The organism is Sutcliffiella tianshenii, from assembly GCF_016908565.1.
Classification (GTDB): domain Bacteria; phylum Bacillota; class Bacilli; order Bacillales; family Bacillaceae_I; genus Sutcliffiella_A; species Sutcliffiella_A tianshenii.
Window position 1 is genome coordinate 317,026 of sequence record NZ_JAFBED010000004.1, and the last position, 19,424, is coordinate 336,449.

Annotated in this window: 20 protein-coding genes; all 20 read right to left on the reverse strand. The window is 44.3% G+C overall.

The window, feature by feature from the left end:
- Nucleotides 1–6: 6 nt before the first annotated feature.
- The 20 genes from JOC95_RS11160 to JOC95_RS11255 all read right to left on the reverse strand — a co-directional run bounded on the left by JOC95_RS11160 (nt 7) and on the right by JOC95_RS11255 (nt 19,358).
- Nucleotides 7–876 (reverse strand): M50 family metallopeptidase, encoded by an 870-nt coding sequence (locus JOC95_RS11160; RefSeq protein WP_239582847.1) that lies wholly within the window; start codon nt 874–876, stop codon nt 7–9.
- Complete coding sequence (locus JOC95_RS11165) at nt 869–1,642, reverse strand: M23 family metallopeptidase (RefSeq protein ID WP_204416115.1); 774 nt, start codon at nt 1,640–1,642, stop codon at nt 869–871. The genes JOC95_RS11160 and JOC95_RS11165 overlap by 8 nt, the downstream gene beginning before the upstream one ends.
- Nucleotides 1,643–2,072: 430 nt before the next feature.
- Nucleotides 2,073–3,059: a glycerophosphodiester phosphodiesterase family protein gene (locus JOC95_RS11170; RefSeq protein ID WP_204416117.1), complete on the reverse strand. Its 987-nt coding sequence runs from the start codon at nt 3,057–3,059 to the stop codon at nt 2,073–2,075.
- Between the two features lie 127 nt (nt 3,060–3,186).
- Nucleotides 3,187–3,984 carry a septum site-determining protein MinD gene (gene minD / locus JOC95_RS11175; RefSeq protein ID WP_204416119.1) on the reverse strand — a complete coding sequence of 266 codons (798 nt, stop codon included), beginning with the start codon at nt 3,982–3,984 and terminating at the stop codon, nt 3,187–3,189.
- 3 nt (nt 3,985–3,987) lie between these two features.
- Complete coding sequence (gene minC / locus JOC95_RS11180) at nt 3,988–4,707, reverse strand: septum site-determining protein MinC (protein WP_239582848.1); 720 nt, start codon at nt 4,705–4,707, stop codon at nt 3,988–3,990.
- A 97-nt stretch (nt 4,708–4,804) separates the two neighbouring features.
- The gene (mreD, locus tag JOC95_RS11185; protein WP_204416123.1) at nt 4,805–5,326 is read right to left on the reverse strand and encodes a rod shape-determining protein MreD; all 522 of its coding nucleotides are present in this window, start codon (nt 5,324–5,326) and stop codon (nt 4,805–4,807) included.
- A complete protein-coding gene (gene mreC, locus JOC95_RS11190; RefSeq protein WP_204416125.1) occupies nt 5,323–6,222 on the reverse strand; it encodes a rod shape-determining protein MreC in 900 nt (299 codons plus the stop codon). Before mreC ends, mreD begins: the two co-directional genes overlap by 4 nt.
- Before the next feature lie 17 nt (nt 6,223–6,239).
- Nucleotides 6,240–7,256, reverse strand: coding sequence for a rod shape-determining protein (locus JOC95_RS11195; RefSeq protein ID WP_204416126.1), 1,017 nt, complete (start codon nt 7,254–7,256; stop codon nt 6,240–6,242).
- 193 nt (nt 7,257–7,449) lie between these two features.
- Nucleotides 7,450–8,145: a RadC family protein gene (gene radC / locus JOC95_RS11200; protein ID WP_204416127.1), complete on the reverse strand. Its 696-nt coding sequence runs from the start codon at nt 8,143–8,145 to the stop codon at nt 7,450–7,452.
- A 54-nt stretch (nt 8,146–8,199) separates the two neighbouring features.
- Nucleotides 8,200–8,757, reverse strand: a complete 558-nt coding sequence (locus JOC95_RS11205) for a Maf family protein (protein WP_204416128.1) — start codon at nt 8,755–8,757, stop codon at nt 8,200–8,202.
- Nucleotides 8,758–8,924: 167 nt separating this feature from the next.
- A complete protein-coding gene (locus JOC95_RS11210; protein ID WP_204416129.1) occupies nt 8,925–10,058 on the reverse strand; it encodes an Hsp70 family protein in 1,134 nt (377 codons plus the stop codon).
- 161 nt (nt 10,059–10,219) lie between these two features.
- Complete coding sequence (locus JOC95_RS11215) at nt 10,220–10,945, reverse strand: hypothetical protein (RefSeq protein WP_204416130.1); 726 nt, start codon at nt 10,943–10,945, stop codon at nt 10,220–10,222.
- Nucleotides 10,942–11,616, reverse strand: a complete 675-nt coding sequence (locus tag JOC95_RS11220) for a PilN domain-containing protein (protein ID WP_204416131.1) — start codon at nt 11,614–11,616, stop codon at nt 10,942–10,944. The genes JOC95_RS11215 and JOC95_RS11220 overlap by 4 nt, the downstream gene beginning before the upstream one ends.
- A 2-nt stretch (nt 11,617–11,618) precedes the next feature.
- Nucleotides 11,619–12,599 (reverse strand): type IV pilus biogenesis protein PilM, encoded by a 981-nt coding sequence (gene pilM / locus JOC95_RS11225; RefSeq protein WP_204416133.1) that lies wholly within the window; start codon nt 12,597–12,599, stop codon nt 11,619–11,621.
- A gap of 24 nt (nt 12,600–12,623) precedes the next feature.
- Entirely contained in the window at nt 12,624–13,376 is a 753-nt protein-coding gene (locus JOC95_RS11230; RefSeq protein WP_338083090.1) for a prepilin peptidase, read from the reverse strand.
- Nucleotides 13,377–13,385: 9 nt separating this feature from the next.
- A complete protein-coding gene (locus JOC95_RS11235; protein WP_204416135.1) occupies nt 13,386–13,871 on the reverse strand; it encodes a pilus assembly FimT family protein in 486 nt (161 codons plus the stop codon).
- A gap of 97 nt (nt 13,872–13,968) precedes the next feature.
- On the reverse strand, nt 13,969–15,177 hold the full coding sequence (locus tag JOC95_RS11240; RefSeq protein WP_204416137.1) for a type II secretion system F family protein: 1,209 nt from the start codon (nt 15,175–15,177) through the stop codon (nt 13,969–13,971).
- Entirely contained in the window at nt 15,178–16,218 is a 1,041-nt protein-coding gene (locus JOC95_RS11245; RefSeq protein ID WP_204416138.1) for a type IV pilus twitching motility protein PilT, read from the reverse strand. It abuts the gene before it with no gap.
- Nucleotides 16,219–16,230: 12 nt separating this feature from the next.
- A complete protein-coding gene (locus JOC95_RS11250; RefSeq protein ID WP_204416139.1) occupies nt 16,231–17,898 on the reverse strand; it encodes a GspE/PulE family protein in 1,668 nt (555 codons plus the stop codon).
- A gap of 20 nt (nt 17,899–17,918) precedes the next feature.
- A complete protein-coding gene (locus tag JOC95_RS11255) occupies nt 17,919–19,358 on the reverse strand; it encodes a hypothetical protein (RefSeq protein WP_204416140.1) in 1,440 nt (479 codons plus the stop codon).
- Between the last annotated feature and the right edge of the window lie 66 nt (nt 19,359–19,424).

The following is a 19,424-nucleotide window of genomic DNA, read 5'->3' on the forward strand; positions in this document are numbered from 1 at the left end:
CAATATTTAGTATGAGTAAAGGATATCCCCAATATCGATTGTCGTCAACTTCTCTTTGAAATACGCATGCAAAAGCTCATTTTCATCCAGCGGCGCCTGCTTTTTATTGCCTTTCATCACGATGATGCTATGCTTGCAATCCCGCTTGAACCTTTGCAGAACCTGATGGATCTTTTCCGTTTCATCCACGATGATCGGCGTGATTTTCGAAACGGAATTCGTCTTTCCATAGTACCTCTCCAGTAAAAAGCGGATGAATACAAAATGACGCTGCTTCCATTCCGAGAATAGGGAGTAAAAGAGAAACAGGGAGATGATCCACATATTCAAATGCAGGGGATCTATCACCAGGTAAACCAGGAAAAAGACACCTAAAGAAACAAACGAATATTTCAAGGTCCGTTCATGGGAAGTCGCAAAAGATGAAAATTTACTCAGTGCGATACTCATCAGCCTGCCCCCATCAAGCGGCCAGATCGGGAGTAGGTTTACAAGAAAAATCATCAGGTTGAACGAAAAAAACAGCTCCCACATTTCCGGAGATAGGATGTTCATTTTATAAAGGAGGTAGCCAGCACCTGCGAGCCATATATGCTGCAACGGTCCAGCCAGGGTTACGATCAGTTCCTCCTTCAAAGGGCGGTTTCCATGCTCCTCCATTTCCGCCACCCCTCCAAATGGAAGAATCAGCACCTGCTTGATTCGCCATGAAAAATAAGTAGCTGCGAGACTATGCCCAAGTTCGTGCACCAATACAATAATGAAGAGAATGAGCAGCTCCCAGAAATTTGCCGTCAGGATGGCAAGGCCGATCATCAGCCAGAATATCGGATGTATATGGATTTTTTGAAATAGCCTGAGCCATTTATTATTCAAATGAAATCACCTGCATGGGATCGATAAAATCATTGCCTTTTTGTATGGCGAAATAAAACATTCCCTTTGAGCCGTCTTCAAGTGTTGTCGTACGCCCTATCACCTGTCCGGTCTTGACGTAATCATAAAGCTTGATTTCCACTTCCCCAAGCTGCCCATACCAAGTATAGGTATCATCGTTATGCTGGATAATCACTGTCTTGCCTGTATCTTCCTTCTTTCCAACAAACGTCACACGTCCCCCGTCCATCGCCTCCACACTCGAATTCGCCATCGTTTCTACCATGACCCCTTGTCCATTCGCCTCGAAGCTTTCATACACCTTCGCAGATGCCGGCATCACATATTCCTCACCGCCCTGCACCTTTTCTGTATTCTGCGGCAAAGGAAGCAAGGCCAATGACTTGCCGAACTGCCCCTCATACCAGGATGAGAAAGCTGTAAATTGAAAGCTCTGCTTCATCGTACTTGTCACAAATTCGCGCGGCTTTTCAAGAACAGGCGACTGATTTTGAAACATGATGCCCACAACCAGCACCAAAATGGCGGAAGCTAAAATCTTGAATAGAAAGAGCTCTTTATTGAAAAGCGGATGCTCCTTGTTTCCATCAGGACCACTCTCATAGGAGGTATAGCTTGCATTTCCGTACTTTTCCTCATCGCGCATCACATACGAGGACACCTGATTGCGCTTGGTGTGCTGTGTTTGCCTTGCCTTTTTTCTCCTTGCAGCCCTTCTTCTTATCTCATCCAACCGATCATTCATACAAACACCCTTCCCCCTATTATGTTTGTACCATTTTATGACTTGTCCTTTTGGGATATGACGATGTGGGTGAGATTTTTGGAAGGAGGGAAGAATGGTAACATGAAAACTTGAGCAATTGTGGAACCGCTATAAGACTGGCTATTATCGCTAGAAGTAGACTTTCTGGCAGGGCTCAGCTAAAGAAAATACCGCTTCTTCCAGGCTGAATGACGTTGTTACGGCGTCTATTGAACTTTTTTGAATGTCTATCGAACTTTTTTCAGTTCCTATTGTACTTTTTTTGACTTCTATCGAACTTTTTTGAGGTTCTATCGACGTTTTTCCTGATTCTATCGAACTTTTTCCATTTTGATCCAACTTTCAACTCCACATCCGCTCCAGAATCACAATAAAAAAACAGGCGGGAACATCCCCGCCTGCTTCTAGTTTATTCCCCGTCCTTCATCGCAGGGCCGATCAGGTCGATCCTGTTTGTCCAGATATAACCGGTAAAACGCTCAGGTATGCGCTTGAGATCCTCGACTTTGTCAAAGCCTTCAGAGAAGCCCCCATCACCGGCGACGATGATGACCCTTGTGTCCACTTTATCCATGCGCTCGTAGAATTTCCCTGTCCAGCCCCAGAGCCACGGCCCGATTTTCTCGGGAATATGAAGCTGGGTGTTTTCACAGGATTCAGGAACATAGCCTGTCCAGCCGATTGCAATGTATGGATACATGCAGCTTTTCATCGTTGCCATGGACATGACACGGATCACAGGCATCTCTTCCTTTAAGGCAGCGATCGGTTTATCCCCGCCGTAAACACTGATATTCGCGCTATTTCCAACAAAATCATAATCCTTCAGATACTTTGCAAGAAGCCTGCCTTCTTCCGGGTCATCACTTTTAATATGAATCAGCAGTTCTTTATCAGGGAATGCCTGAAGCACCTGTCCGAGTGTCGGCATTAGGCCTACTCCTTTTCCACGGAACGGATAGGTTTTGCCATTGTCGGCAGTATAGCCGTATCCGATATCCAATGCCCGGAGTTCTGCCATCGTATGCTCTCTTGTCACACCTTTCCCATCTGTCCGGCACTCCAAGGTCCAGTCATGAAAAACGGCAAACTCCCCATCGGTTGTCGGCTGCACATCAAGCTCCACGATATCCGCCCCGGCTTCAAAGGCCGCTCTCATCGACGGGATTGTATTCTCCAGATACTCATGCTCAGGTTCAAAGATCCGCTCGGCGGTACAAGTATCATTTTCAATCCCCTCCATACTGAACGTCTGATGGACTCCGCGATGGGCCAATAATAGCGGCTCCTCCTCGACAGGTCCTGAGAAGATCGAAGTATTGGTGATGAAAAACAGGATGCCCAACAGGAAAAGTGCCAGCAAAATATTCCTAGATACCTTTTTTCTTGCTTTCATGTATGTATAATGCTCCTTCCAAGCGCCTTGTTTTTGATATGTATATATTTTACACCAATCTTAGCAAAAACTTCCGAAAAACAAAAGAAACCGCCCCTTTCTGTTTAAGGGCGGCTTCTCACCTGGATTAACGAACTCCAAAGAATTTCTTGATTTTAAACATGACACCCTTGTTTTCCTCTTCCAAGGATTGCAATGGAACCGACTCACCAAGGATGCGGCGGGCGATGTTGCGATATGCGATGGATGCTTTGCTTGTAGGATCCATGACAATCGGCTCTCCGCTATTGGAAGCCCGGATCACGCTGTCGTCATCTGCAACGATTCCGATGATATCAATGGCAAGTATCGATACGATCTCATCCACATCCAGCATTTCCCCGTTTTTCACCATATGGTTGCGAATGCGGTTGACTACTAATCTAGGCGGCTCGATAGCTTCTTTTTCCAAAAGCCCGATGATGCGATCTGCATCACGCACCGATGAAATTTCCGGTGTAGTGACGACGATGGCACGATCGGCACCGGCGATTGCATTCTGGAAGCCTTGCTCGATCCCTGCCGGGCAGTCGATGATGATGTAATCGTAATCCTGCTTCAGTTCGTTTATAAGCTTTTTCATCTGTTCCGGCTTAACAGCTGTTTTATCACTTGTTTGTGCAGCTGGAAGGAGCTTCAGGCATTCAAAGCGTTTATCATTGATTAAGGCTTGATGTGTTTTGCAACGTCCTTCAACAACGTCAACTAAATCATAAATGATGCGGTTTTCAAGTCCCATTACGACATCCAGATTTCTGAGTCCAATATCTGTATCTACTAAACATACACGTTTTCCTGCTAAGGCAAGAGCGGTTCCTATATTTGCAGAAGTTGTCGTTTTGCCGACTCCACCTTTACCAGACGTAATTACGATAGCCTCTCCCACTTATTACATTCTCCTTTCAAGCCTTGTTAACATTGGTCTTAGATGTGAAAGCAACTGTAAGCGATCTATGATAATTTGTTCATTCTTATCAATATAGGCGCATTCCATTTCATTGCTCCCCTCAAGCTGTTCACTTAAGTCCGGGGCACGGTTTATCGTTTCGGATATGGAAAGCAGCGTAGGTCTCATAAGACTTGCAGCGATGACAGCCTCATTGTTTCCCAAAAGACCCGCATATGCATTTCCACGCAGGGCCCCCAATACGAAAATATTGCCGCCCGCCTTCACCGTCCCACCTGGGTTCACATCACCAATCAAGAGAAGATCTCCTTTAACTTCGAGGACTTGTCCTGAGCGAACCATCCTTGCTACTGGGACAATTTCATTTTCTTCTTTCCACTGTATGGCCTGTTCTTTTGTGATGACATTACTTTCAATCTCTTCGACAATAAAATTCTTTTTACTGCGGATGACATTGCGTAATTTCTCTTGTTGCTTATTGGTTAAAAAACGATTCCCGACCTTCAGGCGTACACCAAGTAAAGGCGAATCATCCGGATTGCTATTCGACGCTAATTTTGCTTCTATTTCAGCTAAAAGCTCTTGAAACGAGCATGTATCATCGAGATGCAGAGTTAGGCCCTCTTTCGTGCCCTTAATGGTTACATACTGTTGTTTTTGTCTATTCACGACGTTCACCTCAACAAGTATATAATTCGACATAGTCCTTCTATTTCCTTTTTCCTATGCGCATAAAAAATAAAAAAAGATTACTAGATTCATTATGTAGAACAAAAGCTGACTGAATCAGACAGCTTTCTTAGAGTTCATCCTTTTGTTCATATGCCAGCTTTTCCATGAACAATTTCAATGGAAAGATAAAGATCAATGTGAAAATGGCATTGAAGATCAAGGTCGGCACAAGTCTGCCGGTCAGATAATCCTGATGCAGGATATTCGTGGTACCGATCAGGGTATGGATGCTGTACACCAGATATTCCACTCCTGCAACTGCCAAGACAATCATAAAGAAAGCAATGAATATATTAGCCTGCAGCGCCTTCATCAGCTTCGATACAAAATAGGAGGCAACAGGATAGGCAAATAGATATACTCCCAATACTTCCGTATAGACAATATCGTAAAGAAGTCCGAATACCATGCCGAAAATGATCCCGATATAGGAACCTGTATAGATTGTGCAAAGAATCAAGGTAATAAGCACATACCTCGGGACTATCACCCAATCCTCCTTGATGTTCCCCAGGAATAATATGTCGACCGTCATGCTTTCCAAGACAAACAAGCAAAGAATAAGGGCTGGCAAGACATACTTCCTCACTCAGAATCCCCCTCTTCTGTTGCTTCTTCAACAGGCTCATCCACTGGTTCTTCGTCTCCGGAAATCAACGTGCGTTTCACTATCATCACTTGACTGATATCATAGAAATTTGCTGCCGGCTTTATGTAGGCCATCTGTGTAAGCCCATATTCGTCCGGAACGACCTCCGTGACTTCCCCGATGATAAGGCCTTCCGGGAAAATCCCGCCAAGTCCGGAGCTCAATACAGTCTGCCCTTCTTTTACTTCCGCCTGATGAGGGATCCTTTTCAGTAATAAAGCACCCTTTTCATCATCATAGCCTTCTATCAATCCGAAGATGCTTTCATCTCCCTGGATATAGGCCGAGATGCGGTTTTTCGGATCAAGGGAGCTTAAAAGCTGTACGGAGGAAGTAAATGGATTAGCATGCTTAACCTTACCGATCAAGCCGCCTGCTGTGATGACAGCCATGTCCTTTTCCACACCGTCCTGCTTCCCTTTATTCAATATGATCTGCTCGCGCCACTGATCCGGATTTCGTCCGATGACCGTAGCAGGCAGTGGATCGTAATCCCTGAGCGAATCGAGTTCACCGATCACTTCTCTTATTTCTGCGTTTTCCTGTTCAAGCTTGTGCGCTTTTGTCTCGAGCATTGCGTATTCTTCTAGTCTAGCACGCAAAAGTTTATTTTCCTCATACGTATTCTTCAAGTACTCAACATTCTCAAAGAAACCCGCAACATAATGTGCGGGCCGATAGAAAATGGATTGCACAAAGCCTGTCGAGTCTTTTACAAACTGTTCAGGCCATGTCAATTGGTCCCGTTCTTTCAAGGAGAAACCAATCAATGCCACTAGAATAATTAAGCTCACCAACAAAATGATCAACCTCTTATTGAGGAAAAATTGCGGCATGACTTAACACCTTCTTTTTAGCGATAATCTCTTGATTTCTTCTTAAATTCGTCAATATAATCCAAAGCTTTACCTGTTCCGATTGCCACACAATCCAAAGGATTTTCCGCAATGATGACAGGCATTTTCGTTTCATCACTAATCACTTTATCCAGATTGCGAAGCAAAGCCCCTCCACCTGTCAGGACAATTCCGCGGTCCATGATATCTGCGGCAAGCTCTGGCGGCGTACGCTCCAAAGTCGCCTTGACAGAATCAACGATTGCAGTAACTGTATCCTTCAGTGCCTCTTCCACTTCTTTAGCAGAAATCTCGACTGTTTTCGGAAGACCTGTCAACAAGTCGCGGCCGCGGATATCCATCGGTTCGATAGATTCAGAATCACCGGCAGATCCAACTTCAAGCTTCAGCGCTTCAGCCGTTCTTTCCCCGATCATCAAGTTGTAATTTTTACGGATATAAGCAATGATGGCATCGTCCATTTCATCCCCTGCAACACGGATGGATTGGCTTGTCACAATTCCCCCTAAAGAAATGATTGCAACTTCTGTCGTTCCGCCACCGATATCCACAACCATGGAACCTGTTGGCTCCCAAACAGGAAGATTTGCACCGATTGCCGCTGCAAATGGCTCTTCGATCGGATACGCATCGCGTGCACCGGCTTGGCGTGTCGCATCGATAACCGCTCTTTCCTCAACTGCGGTAATCCCTGATGGCACACACACCATCACATATGGCTTACGGGAAAAAGCGCTCTTATTGCGCAATGCCTGCTTGATGTAGTATTTCATCATCGTCGCCGTTGTTTCATAATCAGCGATGACCCCATCCTTCATCGGACGAAGCGCCACCACATTACCAGGTGTACGACCGATCATATTTTTCGCATCGTTCCCTACAGCAACAATCTGCTTTGTGTCGGTCTGAAGTGCCACAACCGACGGCTCGCGCACAACAATCCCTTTTCCTTTAATAAAAACTAGTGTATTGGCTGTTCCCAAGTCAATACCAAGATCTCTCGTTCCAAACATAAATGTGTATCTCCCTTTCTGAAACTAAATGCTTAATTGGTGTGGTTAAAAGTGATAAAAGCGGACAGCTTGCCCTCATTTATTTCATTAACATGTGGATAATGTAGTTTTAAGAAGATAAAGCTTGGAAAGAAAAGTCCCTTCCAAACTCATGAGTAATATTATAGCGTAGGATAAGAAAAAAGCATAGTACTTACACATAGCCTTTTTCTTTTAAACTGATGAATTTCTGATCGCCGATGATTAAATGGTCCAAAAGCTCTATTCCGATCAGTTTGCCGCATTCATTGAGCCTTTTTGTCACATCAATATCCTCACGGCTTGGCGAAGGATCTCCCGAAGGATGGTTATGAAGGCAAATAAAGGAAGCGGCTGAACGACGAAAAGCTTCTTTGAACACCTCGCGGGGATGCACGATGCTGGCATTCAGGCTTCCGATGAAGATGGTCTGCTGATGGAGCACTTGATTTTTTGTATTGAGGTAAAGACAAACAAAATGCTCCTGCGTCAAAAAACGCATATCTTCCATCACATAATTGGCTGCATCCTCCGGCGACCGGATCACATAGCGGTCTTCATACTGAAGCCGGTGGATGCGCCGACCAAGCTCGACTGCAGCCATGATCTGGACTGCCTTGGCACTGCCGATCCCTTTGATGCTCATCATTTCATCAACGGATGCATCCTTCAGCAACCGCAATCCCTCAAACGAGGTCAACAGGCGATTTGCAAGCTGCAGGACGGATTCTTCCTTCGAGCCTGTACGGAGCATGATCGCCAAAAGCTCATGATTGGACAGGCTTTGCGGCCCGTCTTGAATCAGTCTTTCCCTTGGGCGTTCGTCTTCAGGATAGTCCCTTATCATTAAAGAAGTAGTTGGTGCTGTCATTTTTATCCCCCTTTGCTTTATTCCATTACAAAAGCAAGAGGGCAATCTACCGCATTAAAAGAAGCTCTTCAGTTCACGAACCGTTTTAGACAAAGGCAGTCCGACCACAGAGAAATAATCACCATGGATCTCTTTCACAAACAAGGCTCCAACTTCCTGGATGCCATAGCTACCGGCCTTATCCATCGGTTCTCCTGATTTGATGTAATATTCGATTTCCTCATCCGTCAGCTCCCAAAACGTAACCGCTGTCTTTTCAAAAAATGTCACATGCCTATCTCCGCTCACAATCGCAACCCCGCTTATTACATAATGAGTATTGCCACTCAGCATCTTTAACATGTATGTTGCTTCGTCTACATCTTTGGGTTTGCCAAGAACCAAACCGTCATGGACCACTATCGTATCTGCGCCGATGATGACAGATTCCCTATTATCCCTGGCAACATCTTCAGCTTTCTGAAGAGCCAGGTTCATGGCAATTTCTTCTGGATTCATTTTGGGGTCAAAGGTCTCTTCGATCGTACTGACCTTCACTTCAAAGGAGAGTTTTACTTGTTGGAGGAGCTCCTTTCTTCTGGGGGATCCTGAGGCTAAAATTAGAGGCTTCATGCATTATCACCTTTTCCTGGAATTTTTCAAACAAGAGAGATACAAGGTTATCGTAACACATAAATCAGCCTTGTAACAAACAAATACCAAACAGAATCAAAACATGCATTTCTACATAAAAACAGGCCCCAAAACATTGTTTTGGGAACCTGTTTTCATTGAATATTTTACTGGTACAGAAAAGCGGTCGCTTCCAATAATTTCTGTTGTGCCCCCCACAATTCCGAGGAGTCTTTGGATGTTTGATATTGCTGAATGTGCTGATATGCACCAACAAGAAGGTCTTTCCACTGTTTAGGACCATCTGTCATTTCTTCCGCTTTGACTGCCGAGATCTTCTCAAAATGTCCGTTCATTTTTTCCACTGCACTGCTATCAAGTGTTCCTCCCTGGAGCAATGAGGAGGAGGTTGCAGCCAATTCCTTGTATAGACTTTGACCTTCTTGAAGAACTGCCGCATCCTGAGCATTCAAAGAATTGAACGTCCTTTCAGGGATCGCAAACTCCTTCGCATAGGTTTCCAGTCCTTTATCGCTTGCCATTGTACCGAGACTTTTCATTCCTTCTACCGTCTGTCCGATTCCCACCAATACATAAATGGTATCCTTGCCGACAGCAACAGCTGAAAATCCCTGGCTTTTGAACGAATCTATCGTCGCATTTGCAGCTTCCATACTCGATAATGCCCCACCCTGCAGGACAGCTACTCCTAGCGCAGGTATGGTGACACTCTGCCCGTCGCTGTTCCCAGCTGTTCCGGTATTTTCATTTTCCGCCTGGTCTGATACCGAGCCCGCAACAGGCTGGTTAGGATTCAATGGATTATCAGAAGAGATATTCATGATTGCGAGAATAATAAAGCCTAAACAAGTCCCAATGCCGACAGCCATCACAATGGATACAATAAGTTGTTTCGAAAAGGACGGAGGGGCCAATTTCTTCTTTTTTAATGAGTGGGGAAGCGATTTCTTCCCTTTTGGTTTATTGATTTGACGCAAATCTTCTATATAAGAAGTTTTTTCAGATGTTGTTTCCTTATTCTCCGGCTTCACCGGCTCTTTAGGAAGAACCCATTCGAAATCTTCTTCCTCTTTCTTTTCTGCTGCTGCAGCCGTCTCATCCACGATGATCAAGGGCAGGTCGTCCTCTTCGATTGGCGTTTCCCGCTCTGGATTTTGATAGTCTTCCATGGATGTCCCGTGACGATTTTTCCCTTTCTTTTTCTTTGAGTTTCGATGATATGATTTTTCCACCCCGTTAATGCGGATTTTCACTTCATGGGAATGATTCTTGTCCAACATGTCCACCTCCATTTACCTTGACAAAATATGTCTGCAATTGATTTGTTTCATCCTATCATAGCGCATAAAAAAAAGAACAAGACTTTTGTCGTCTTGTCCTAAATGTTTTCCGACACAATCCCCTATGTATTAGGGCTTTCGACTGTTTCCCCGGAAATAAATTATTCATTGTCGAGAAAAGGATTTGTCTTATTGCTCGGTTCCGGCGCTGAGATCGGAGGAAGGTCCTCAATCAGATCTGCTAGCTCCGGATGGTAAAATGCTGATAATTGAACTGAATATGATAGTGACGTCAATTCCTGGGCAATGGAAGTCAGCTCGGGAAGTCCGGTGAAAGCAACCGATTCAATTTGGGTGATCCGGGTCAAACCTTCCAGTTCCTCAAGGAAAGCTGTAAGGTCTTCATAGTTCTCGGACTCTACGGATAAATTGACGGTCACCTTTTTTAACCCTTCAGGCAGGTAGGCTTGTTCTGTCTGCTGTTCCGCTGTTCCCTCTGTGTCAGTCGAACTGTTTGTTTCCACATACTCTTCCAAAGTGGTTGTTGCCACGGAAAAGTCCGCATCCCCGAATGTCATATTCATGATCCTGGAATTGGAGACCACTTCCGCTTTCTCGAGTTCCAGGATCAGCTGTTCCACATAGGACGTTACAGGAATCTTCCGCTGAAGTTCCATGGTATTTCCCAGGCTTGCCCCAGCTGATTCCTGCTGCTGATCCAACACTTGAATCAATTGCTCCTCGATTTCGATCTCCTGCTTTTTTTGCTCCACCATCGTCTGTTTCGGCGCATAGCTTAAATAGTAGAATAGGATGATTCCCAGTACGAGAAATGCTACAACAGAGGCAAAGATGAAGTAGTGTTTTCTCTGCAGTTCAATGTTCATAGACCCTCGCCTCCATCCTCTGATTCCGTATCCGGCCCGGTTTCAGTATCCTCTTCATCCGATACGGTTTCTTCACCTTCAGTTTCCGGAGTTTCCTGTTCCTCTGCCTTTATGGCAGCCTTGTCAAATTCGAGGCTGTACTGCGCGATATAACGAGGCAATACATCAGCGTCCTCTTCCTCACCGACAATTGCTGTGGAAACACTTGATAGGTTGACATTCTGGAAATAGCCGTTACCGTTCAGATGATACAAATAATATGCCGCGTCTTTGGATTGATCGAACTGGACCGTTACATTTAATGCCCCGCTTTCTGCATAGGAAAAGCTCTGCACAAACCCGCGATCCGGAAGCATCCTGACAAGCTCCTGCATGACAGGGACCATTTCCACGGGATATTCCTCTGCCCATTGAACCGTATTCTCCAAACGCTGTGCGGAGGATGAATTTTGGGGTGTCCGTATCGCTTCTTCTTTGGCCGCACGCAACGCCTGGACATTTTCAAGGCCTCTTTCAGCCCTTGCGACATCCTCGCTGACAAGATGCTGAAAGATGACTAGAAGGACGACCACAAATAGTATAAAGAACCCGCAAATTCCGTAAACAAGAGGAGTCGTAATGTCACGCGCCTGTTTTCTTGGCAATAGGTTTATATCTACTAACGTTTTCATTCCTACACCTCTTTTAACGCCAACCCGAGTGGGAAATAAAATTTCGGGTCAACAACCTCTTGATCTTGTGTATAGACTTCCTGCTCATATGTATCGACCGGTACAGTAATCCGCTCCCTTAACTTTGCCAAAACCAATGGGAAATTCGGATGATCTCCGTGCAATAGTACTCTCTTCACTTCATCCGTTCCTTGATTCAAGGAATAGCGGAAGAAGTTCATGATCCGCTCCACTTCCTTGATGAAGTCCTCCAAAAACACGTTAAACTGAATGATATCCCCGGCCCACTCCATTCTCGTATTCGTCTCGGACACTTCCCATGTCTTAATGTCTGCTGGGATTGCGATGGTCCTGACGAATACAGGAGCATGCTTCATAAAGATACTAAGGGTGATACAGCTGATATCAAAATGAATGATCAGTAGATGGTCATTTTCATTCCGTTGACCGAATTCATAATAAAGTCGGTATAGGCAAAGGGAGGACACATCCGCCACCGTCGGCTTCATTTTGTTTTCTTCGAAGATGGAAGACACCTGAGTGACCATTTCTTCCGGCGAAGCAAAAAGGACAAGGTCCGTTTTTTCGGAGCGTTGCAGAACATGCACGTCAAATACCGGATCTTCAAATGGAAGGTGAATGGTCGAACCGAGCTCCAGATACAGGTGACCGATGATCTCATCATCCATCACATTCGAGGGGATGCTGAGCTTTCTCGTCACCACAAACTGATCTGGAACGACAAACCTGACATGCTTCCTCTTCAATCCCCATTCTTCCACACATTCCTCGAAAATGAGACGAAAGATATTTTCATCGACAATTTTCCCATCACGCACGATGTTCGGCGGCAAAAATCTCTCCCTTGTCCGTTTGACCGTCAAAGGATTCAAACTCTTCAACTCTACCATTCTAATAACATGGTCACGAAACGTAATATTTATAAAATTATTATGTTTTGGCTGTAAAAATGAAAATTCCATTGAGTAGAACTCCTTTTTGATTTACTAGAAGAGTAGGGAAAAGTACAGGTTCAAAATTTGCTCGCCTGCAAAATAACCGATGAGTGCCGCCACTGCAATCGAAGGACCAAACGGAAACGGCACACCCCTCTTCACCTTGCCGAAAAGCATGCCAATTAGGGCAGCCATCATTCCGATCAAGGAGGAGAGAAAGAATGTGAGAATGACCATCTTCCACCCTAATACAAACCCGAGGACCGCAAACAGCTTAATATCCCCTCCACCCATGCCACCTTTGCTAAGCAAGGCAACAAGTGCTGGAATGGCAAAACCTACCGCCAGTCCGATAAGATGATTCGGTAGCGTCTGATAAGGAATGAAAAATCTTTCAAAGATGAATAAAAGAAAGAAAAATAGCAGTATCTTGTTTGGAATGAGCATATAGTGAATATCAGTAATGACGATGATGATCAGCATCGATATGAGGGTCCAGGCAATTACCAGTTCGTAAGTCCAACCCATCAAAAATGGCGCAAGGACAAACAGCACAGCCGTCAAAAGCTCGAATAATGGATAAATAGGAGACACGGCCTGTTTACAGTACCGACATCTCCCCTTGGAAAATACATATGAAAGGACGGGAATCAAATCAATCCCCGTCAATGTCTGCTTACAGCTTGTACAATGTGACCTCGGCGCCACGATTGACATGCCCTTTGGTATTCGAAGGCCGACTACGTTGTAGAAGGAGCCTAGGAGGAGGGCTAGTGTAAATAATTGAACATAGTAATACATCATAATCAATTGTTAATTATTTGTAACACTACTTTTATTAATAACTAAATTTCCACCTGTATTTGCAGTAGCTTTTACACTTCTATTTTCCCCGACTAAATTTACACCAATGACTTTCCCGTCTAATAATTGAACATATGAATGAGTATCAGCTATAGTATCTACAGCAGCGTTAGATTTATTTCCTTGTTTGTAGGATTTATTTTTATCGTCTGGATCTTGGATTTGCTCTAGGAATCCTTTTGAAATTAAATACTCTAAAGATACAAACTTTGAACCAACACTAATGGAAGAGTCAGATGTAGCAGCAAGTCTAGCAGCACTTACTACTTGTTCGGCATTAGCAACGTGCGCATCAACTTTAGAATTATCAATCAGTTTACCAATACTCGGTACCGCAATCGCAGCAATAATACCCAAAATAACAACTACCGCTAAAAGCTCGATCAGCGTCAAGCCTTTTTCATTTTTTAACATACTTCTGAATTTTTGTAACATCTTTAATATTCCTCCCATTTTGGAAATAAGTAACAATTATTTTATACTATAATTCTATTATACTATCTTACAAATTTCAATAAGATTTTACAGCATTCTATGACTGAATGTGGTTAAAAATATCGAACATTGGAACTAGTATGGATGTGACTATAGTCCCTACTATAACTGCGAGCACAACAATCATTAATGGCTCTATCAGACTCTTTAATCTGTCGGTTGCGTGGTCTACTTCTTTTTCATAGAATTCCGCTATTTTATCCAGCATCGAATCCAGTGATCCAGTGCTTTCCCCGATGGAGATCATTTGTGTTACAAGGGGCGGGAATGCCCAGTGCCCTTTCATTGGTCCAGTCATGCTTTCCCCTTTTTCCAGGGATAGCTTGCTGTCTGCAAGTACTTTTGCAATTACCTCATTTTCGACAATCTTCTCCACGATGCTTACCGCCTGCAGGATTGGGACTGAACTTGTGAACAATGAACTCAATGTCCTGGTAAACCTTGCAATGACTGCCTTTTGCAGCAATGGGCCAAAGATAGGCAATCGTAACACTAAGTAATCCAAATAGTACTTTGTTTCCTTCTTTGACTTTAATGCCATCACTCCTACTACCAATGCCAGTATCATCAACAGGAACAGCCACCAGAATGATTGCATCCACTCACTTGCTCCAAGGACGAATCGGGTGATGAGTGGAAGCTGTGCGCCAAAGTCACTGAACATGGCGACAAAGGTAGGAACAACCCCAACAAGCAGGAAGATGACCACCCCAATGGCAATCACACCAAGCACCATCGGATAGGTCAAGGCCGAAACGATTTTGGATCTTGTTTCACTTTGTTTCTCAAATTGCATGGCAAGCCTGTCAAGCGTGTCATCGAGTGCACCGCTTGCTTCCCCTGCCTTGATCATATTGATGAACATGGTGGAGAATACTTTCGGATGCTTTGCGGCAGCCGCTGAGAGCGCGTTACCCTGCTTCAACTCTTCCTCTACATCAAACAGCACCCTCTTCAAGGCCTTGCTTGATGTCTGGTTTGCCAGGACATTTGTCGCTTCCACAACAGAAATGCCTGCCCGTATGAGTGTAGAGAATTGGCGAAGGAATATAACAAAGTCCCTAAGCTTAACAGGATTTCCTATGCTGATATCCTTAGTGAAGATCGACTCCGGTATCTCCTCAATCCTGACTACGCGTATTCCTTTTTCCTTCAATTGTACAATTGCCTCTCGACGGGATGCGCTGGTGATGGAGCCGTCCTTCTTCCCAGCTGTATCCCGGCCTGTATAAGTAAATCTTGGCATCTAATTCACCGTCTCCTGCAGGAAGCTCTCTGCTGATACTCTACTAATCTCACTATTCTGGATGAGCTGCCTGATGCTCATTTCCAAGGTGTGCATACCTAAGGCCCTGCTTGTTTGCATCACGTTTTGAATCTGATGTATTTTCTCGTTTCGGATCAGGTTCGCAACCGCCGGGGTGTTGACCAAAATTTCGGTCGCCACTTTCCTTCCCTGTCTATCCAATGACGGGAAAAGCCTCTGAGAGATGATCGATACAAGGACAGAAGCTAGCTGGATCCGAATCTGCGCCTGCTGTGGTCCTGGAAATACGTCAATGATCCGGTCGATGGTTGATGGCGCACTTGTCGTATGCAAGGTACCCAAAACAAGATGACCGGTTTCTGCTGCAGTGATGGCAGTCTGGATGGTCTCGAGGTCACGAAGCTCCCCTACGAGGATAACATCCGGATCCTGCCTAAGGGATGCCCTCAGTCCGGTAGCAAAGCTTTTGGTATCGAATCCTACCTCACGCTGATCGATCATGCACTGATTATGGCGATGAAGATACTCAATCGGATCTTCCAAGGTAATGATATGCTTCTTCATCGTGCGATTCATATAGTCGATCATGGAAGCAAGTGTAGTCGACTTCCCGCTCCCCGTTGGACCAGTAACAAGGATCAGCCCCTGCGGCTTATCTACAAGACTATTTAATATAGACGGCAGCGAAAGCTCTTCAAGGGATGGAACCCTGCTCGGTATAATACGTATGGCAATCGCAACGGATGTTCTTTGGCGGTAGGCGTTCACACGGAATCTTGATATCCCCGGGACACTGTAGGAAAAGTCCAGTTCCCCTTTTTCATCAAATGTCTGCCACATAAATTCAGGTATCATCTGTTTGGCAATCGTATGGGTGTCCTCAGGAGTGAGAATATCCTTCCCATAGCTCTTGAGCTCCCCGTTTATGCGGAAAACCGGCGGAACTCCTACAGATAGATGGATATCGGATGCTTTATATTCATAGGCTGCATGGAGCCAGTCATTCATTTTATCCAGCATGCTTTTTCTCACCTACTCTTGAAGGGCAACACGCAGAATCTCTTCGGTTGTGGTAAGCCCTTTTTTTACTTTTAACAAACCATCATCTATCAAGAAGACTGTATCCTGTTCATGTGCGTATTCCCTCAATCGGGAAATCGGCTCGTTGTTCATGATCATCTTTTTCATCTGATCGTTGATGACAAGCAGTTCATGGATGGCGATACGACCTTTATAGCCTGTCATATTGCACGTGCCACAGCCTTTTCCTCGCATCACCTTATCAATCTCAAGGCCGCGTTTAGCGAATATCTCTTTCTCTCTTAAGGTCGGTTCCTCCGGTTTAGCACAGTCCCGGCATACTTTCCTTACTAGACGCTGTGCGAGCACACCATTAATGGAAGATCCTACAAGGAACGGCTCCACCTTCATATCTACAAGTCTAGTAATGGTACTGATTGCGTCATTGGTATGAAGTGTGCTCAGTACAAGGTGACCGGTCAATGATGCACGGATGGCAATCTCGGCAGTCTCCCGGTCACGGATTTCTCCTACCATGATGACATTCGGATCCTGACGTAGGATGGCACGAAGACCTTTGGCAAACGTCATCCCTACATTCGTGTTGACCTGGATCTGATTGATGCCTTCCAATTGATATTCCACAGGATCTTCAACCGTGATGATGTTTACTTCCTCACTGTTCAGATGGTTCAACGCCGCGTAAAGAGTGGATGATTTCCCTGAACCTGTAGGACCGGTTATGAGGATGATCCCGGTCGGCTTATGTATGAGATCGGTAAAGCGTTCATAGTTCTTTTCATTGAAACCAAGCTGCGTGATATCATTCAACGCACTGCTCATATCCAATATCCGCATAACGATTTTTTCGCCAAAAACGGTAGGAAGCGAGGAAACACGGACATCGACTGGATGGAAGTCAACGTTCGTCTTGATTCTTCCATCCTGTGGGACACGATGCTCGGTGATATCCATCTGCCCCAGGATCTTGATGCGTGCAATAAGAACATTTTGGGTATGTTTTGGCAAGACCCTTTCTGTCCGTAGTACGCCATCTATACGATATCTAACAACAACTTTGGTTTCCTGTGGATCGATATGGATATCACTTGCCCGCTGCTGGACAGCGTTTTGCAATAGTTGATTTACCAATCTGACAATTGGTGAATCCTCTTCGGTAATCCGCTCATCCTCCACCTTGACCTGAACATTCGGTTCAAAGCCTTCTAGCAGCTCATCCATGGAATCGGCCGTTTCATAATATTTATTGATGGATCGTAGAATATCGTCTTTGGTGGAAATGACCGGTTCGATCTCAAAACCGGTGGACAGCCTCAGGTCATCCATGGCAAAGAAGTCCATAGGGTCTGCCATGGCAACGAACAACCGATCATGTTCTTTTTTCAGTGGAATTAAGATATTGCGTTTTGCAAACTCTTTGGACACGATATGCATCAGCTTATCATCAAAAGGATAGCGGAATAAGCTTACATGCGGAATACCTAGCTGGAATTCCAACACTTCAATAAGTTGCTGTTCCGTGATGAATCCCTTTTGGAGCAGAACATCCCCAAGCTTCTGTTCACGTGTTTTCTCCTTCAGAGCACTTTTCAACTGACTTTCGGTAATAATGCCGGCTTCGACCAATAAGTCCCCAAGCCTCTTTCTTGTCTGCACCATATGATTCACCTTTTCATTTCTTATTTCCCAGTGTTATCCGTTCCAGAACCTGGCTCGTTGCCTGAATCGTTATCGTTATCATTATCGTTATTGTTGTTTGTATTTGTGTTACCGGAGTTGTTTTCTCCATTATTTGAGGTGTTTCCACCTGTGTTGTTAGAGTTTCCGGTATTTGTACCACCCGTGTTTGTGCCGCCAGTATTAGTACCACCTGAGTTTGAACCACCATTATTGCTGGAACCTGAATTACTGGTGTTCCCTGGAGTCGTTCCTGAATTTGTATCTGTATCAATATCAGGGTTCGTTGCAACTGTATTTCTGATAAGACTATGTTGTTCAATCCTGTGAATTGGTGGATAAAAGTCTTCACTATACGATACCGTCTCCATTACCGCACCAGAGGCATCCTTAGCAACACGTTGAAGCTTAATAAACACCCCGTCCTTGCCTTCCTCTTTGACTTTCTTTTGATTATTCAAAAGGGATGCCGAATATTGAACAATCGTTTTTGGAGTATAGGATTCTTTATTTTCCTCTTCAATGCTGTATACATAAGGCAATGCAGGACCGCTCATCGTTCCAAGCACCGTAGAAGAATCGATGGAAAAAGTAACAATAAAGTCGCTATTATTTGGGTTCTCTATCACAAGGTCCATCTTGCCTCGTTCCATTTTTGCCTCATATCCAGCTACAGCCCATTCAGGCAGCTCTGTAGAGATATGCCTTTCCAATACTGCAAAGTTTGTAGAAGCCAAAAGTTGATAAATCATGGAAGCAACGACGCTTGAAGCTTCATCCGATAACATGATATTTTCCTTTAGTAGCCAATCATGCACAGAGAACGCTTGACCCGCAGGAACAGGAACTTCTTTATTTGATAGACCTGCTTTTAGTTCATCTAAAACTTTTTTATCAGACACCTTAAGAATGGAATCAATCGAGGTTTTCTCGATCAAAGTATCATCCAAAAGATAATCAGCAATGAAAAATGTTTGATTTCCCCCTTTAAGCATGGTCGCAACCTCTATCAAGTCATTTAAGAGTTTTTCAGAATCCAATGCAGCAAAAATATCAGGACTATTTGTTAAAGCTTCTATTTCGGCCAATAAAATACTGGATTCCAATTCTACATTTAAGGAATTGGTAGTGGAGTCCTGCGCATAATCAACGGATTCCGGTATATAGAAAATAAAATGGTTTTTATCAAAAGGTCTAAGTTCGCCGGACCATTCAAAAAAAATGGTTCCATCCGTAAGCCATGCATCTCTTGCGGCTTCCAACTTTTTCACAACTTCGTCTTTTGACTTGTTGCTTACCTCTTCATTGGCTATTAGCGTCTTCTCGGAAAACGCACTTTTATGAGGAAGCCAATTGTCTGTAATCATGGAACCGACAAAAGAAAAGGTAAATATAAAAGCTGTACAAACAAGCAATGCAAGCAATGTCTTTAAACTTTGCATTTTTTCTCCCCCATTTTATAAACTCCCATCATTTTTTCTCTGTTATTTGATCGGAAAGTTCTTCTA

Coding starts and splice junctions, on each gene's coding strand:
- JOC95_RS11165 (WP_204416115.1), bottom strand. CDS start 1,642: ATGAATGATCGGTTGGATGAGATAAGAAGAAGGGCTGCAAGGAGAAAA.
- JOC95_RS11170 (WP_204416117.1), bottom strand. CDS start 3,059: ATGAAAGCAAGAAAAAAGGTATCTAGGAATATTTTGCTGGCACTTTTC.
- minC (WP_239582848.1), bottom strand. CDS start 4,707: ATGTCGAATTATATACTTGTTGAGGTGAACGTCGTGAATAGACAAAAA.
- mreC (WP_204416125.1), bottom strand. CDS start 6,222: ATGCCGCAATTTTTCCTCAATAAGAGGTTGATCATTTTGTTGGTGAGC.
- JOC95_RS11195 (WP_204416126.1), bottom strand. CDS start 7,256: ATGTTTGGAACGAGAGATCTTGGTATTGACTTGGGAACAGCCAATACA.
- radC (WP_204416127.1), bottom strand. CDS start 8,145: ATGACAGCACCAACTACTTCTTTAATGATAAGGGACTATCCTGAAGAC.
- JOC95_RS11205 (WP_204416128.1), bottom strand. CDS start 8,757: ATGAAGCCTCTAATTTTAGCCTCAGGATCCCCCAGAAGAAAGGAGCTC.
- JOC95_RS11210 (WP_204416129.1), bottom strand. CDS start 10,058: ATGTTGGACAAGAATCATTCCCATGAAGTGAAAATCCGCATTAACGGG.
- JOC95_RS11215 (WP_204416130.1), bottom strand. CDS start 10,945: ATGAACATTGAACTGCAGAGAAAACACTACTTCATCTTTGCCTCTGTT.
- JOC95_RS11220 (WP_204416131.1), bottom strand. CDS start 11,616: ATGAAAACGTTAGTAGATATAAACCTATTGCCAAGAAAACAGGCGCGT.
- pilM (WP_204416133.1), bottom strand. CDS start 12,599: ATGGAATTTTCATTTTTACAGCCAAAACATAATAATTTTATAAATATT.
- JOC95_RS11230 (WP_338083090.1), bottom strand. CDS start 13,376: ATGATGTATTACTATGTTCAATTATTTACACTAGCCCTCCTCCTAGGC.
- JOC95_RS11235 (WP_204416135.1), bottom strand. CDS start 13,871: ATGTTACAAAAATTCAGAAGTATGTTAAAAAATGAAAAAGGCTTGACG.
- JOC95_RS11240 (WP_204416137.1), bottom strand. CDS start 15,177: ATGCCAAGATTTACTTATACAGGCCGGGATACAGCTGGGAAGAAGGAC.
- JOC95_RS11245 (WP_204416138.1), bottom strand. CDS start 16,218: ATGCTGGATAAAATGAATGACTGGCTCCATGCAGCCTATGAATATAAA.
- JOC95_RS11250 (WP_204416139.1), bottom strand. CDS start 17,898: ATGGTGCAGACAAGAAAGAGGCTTGGGGACTTATTGGTCGAAGCCGGC.
- JOC95_RS11255 (WP_204416140.1), bottom strand. CDS start 19,358: ATGCAAAGTTTAAAGACATTGCTTGCATTGCTTGTTTGTACAGCTTTT.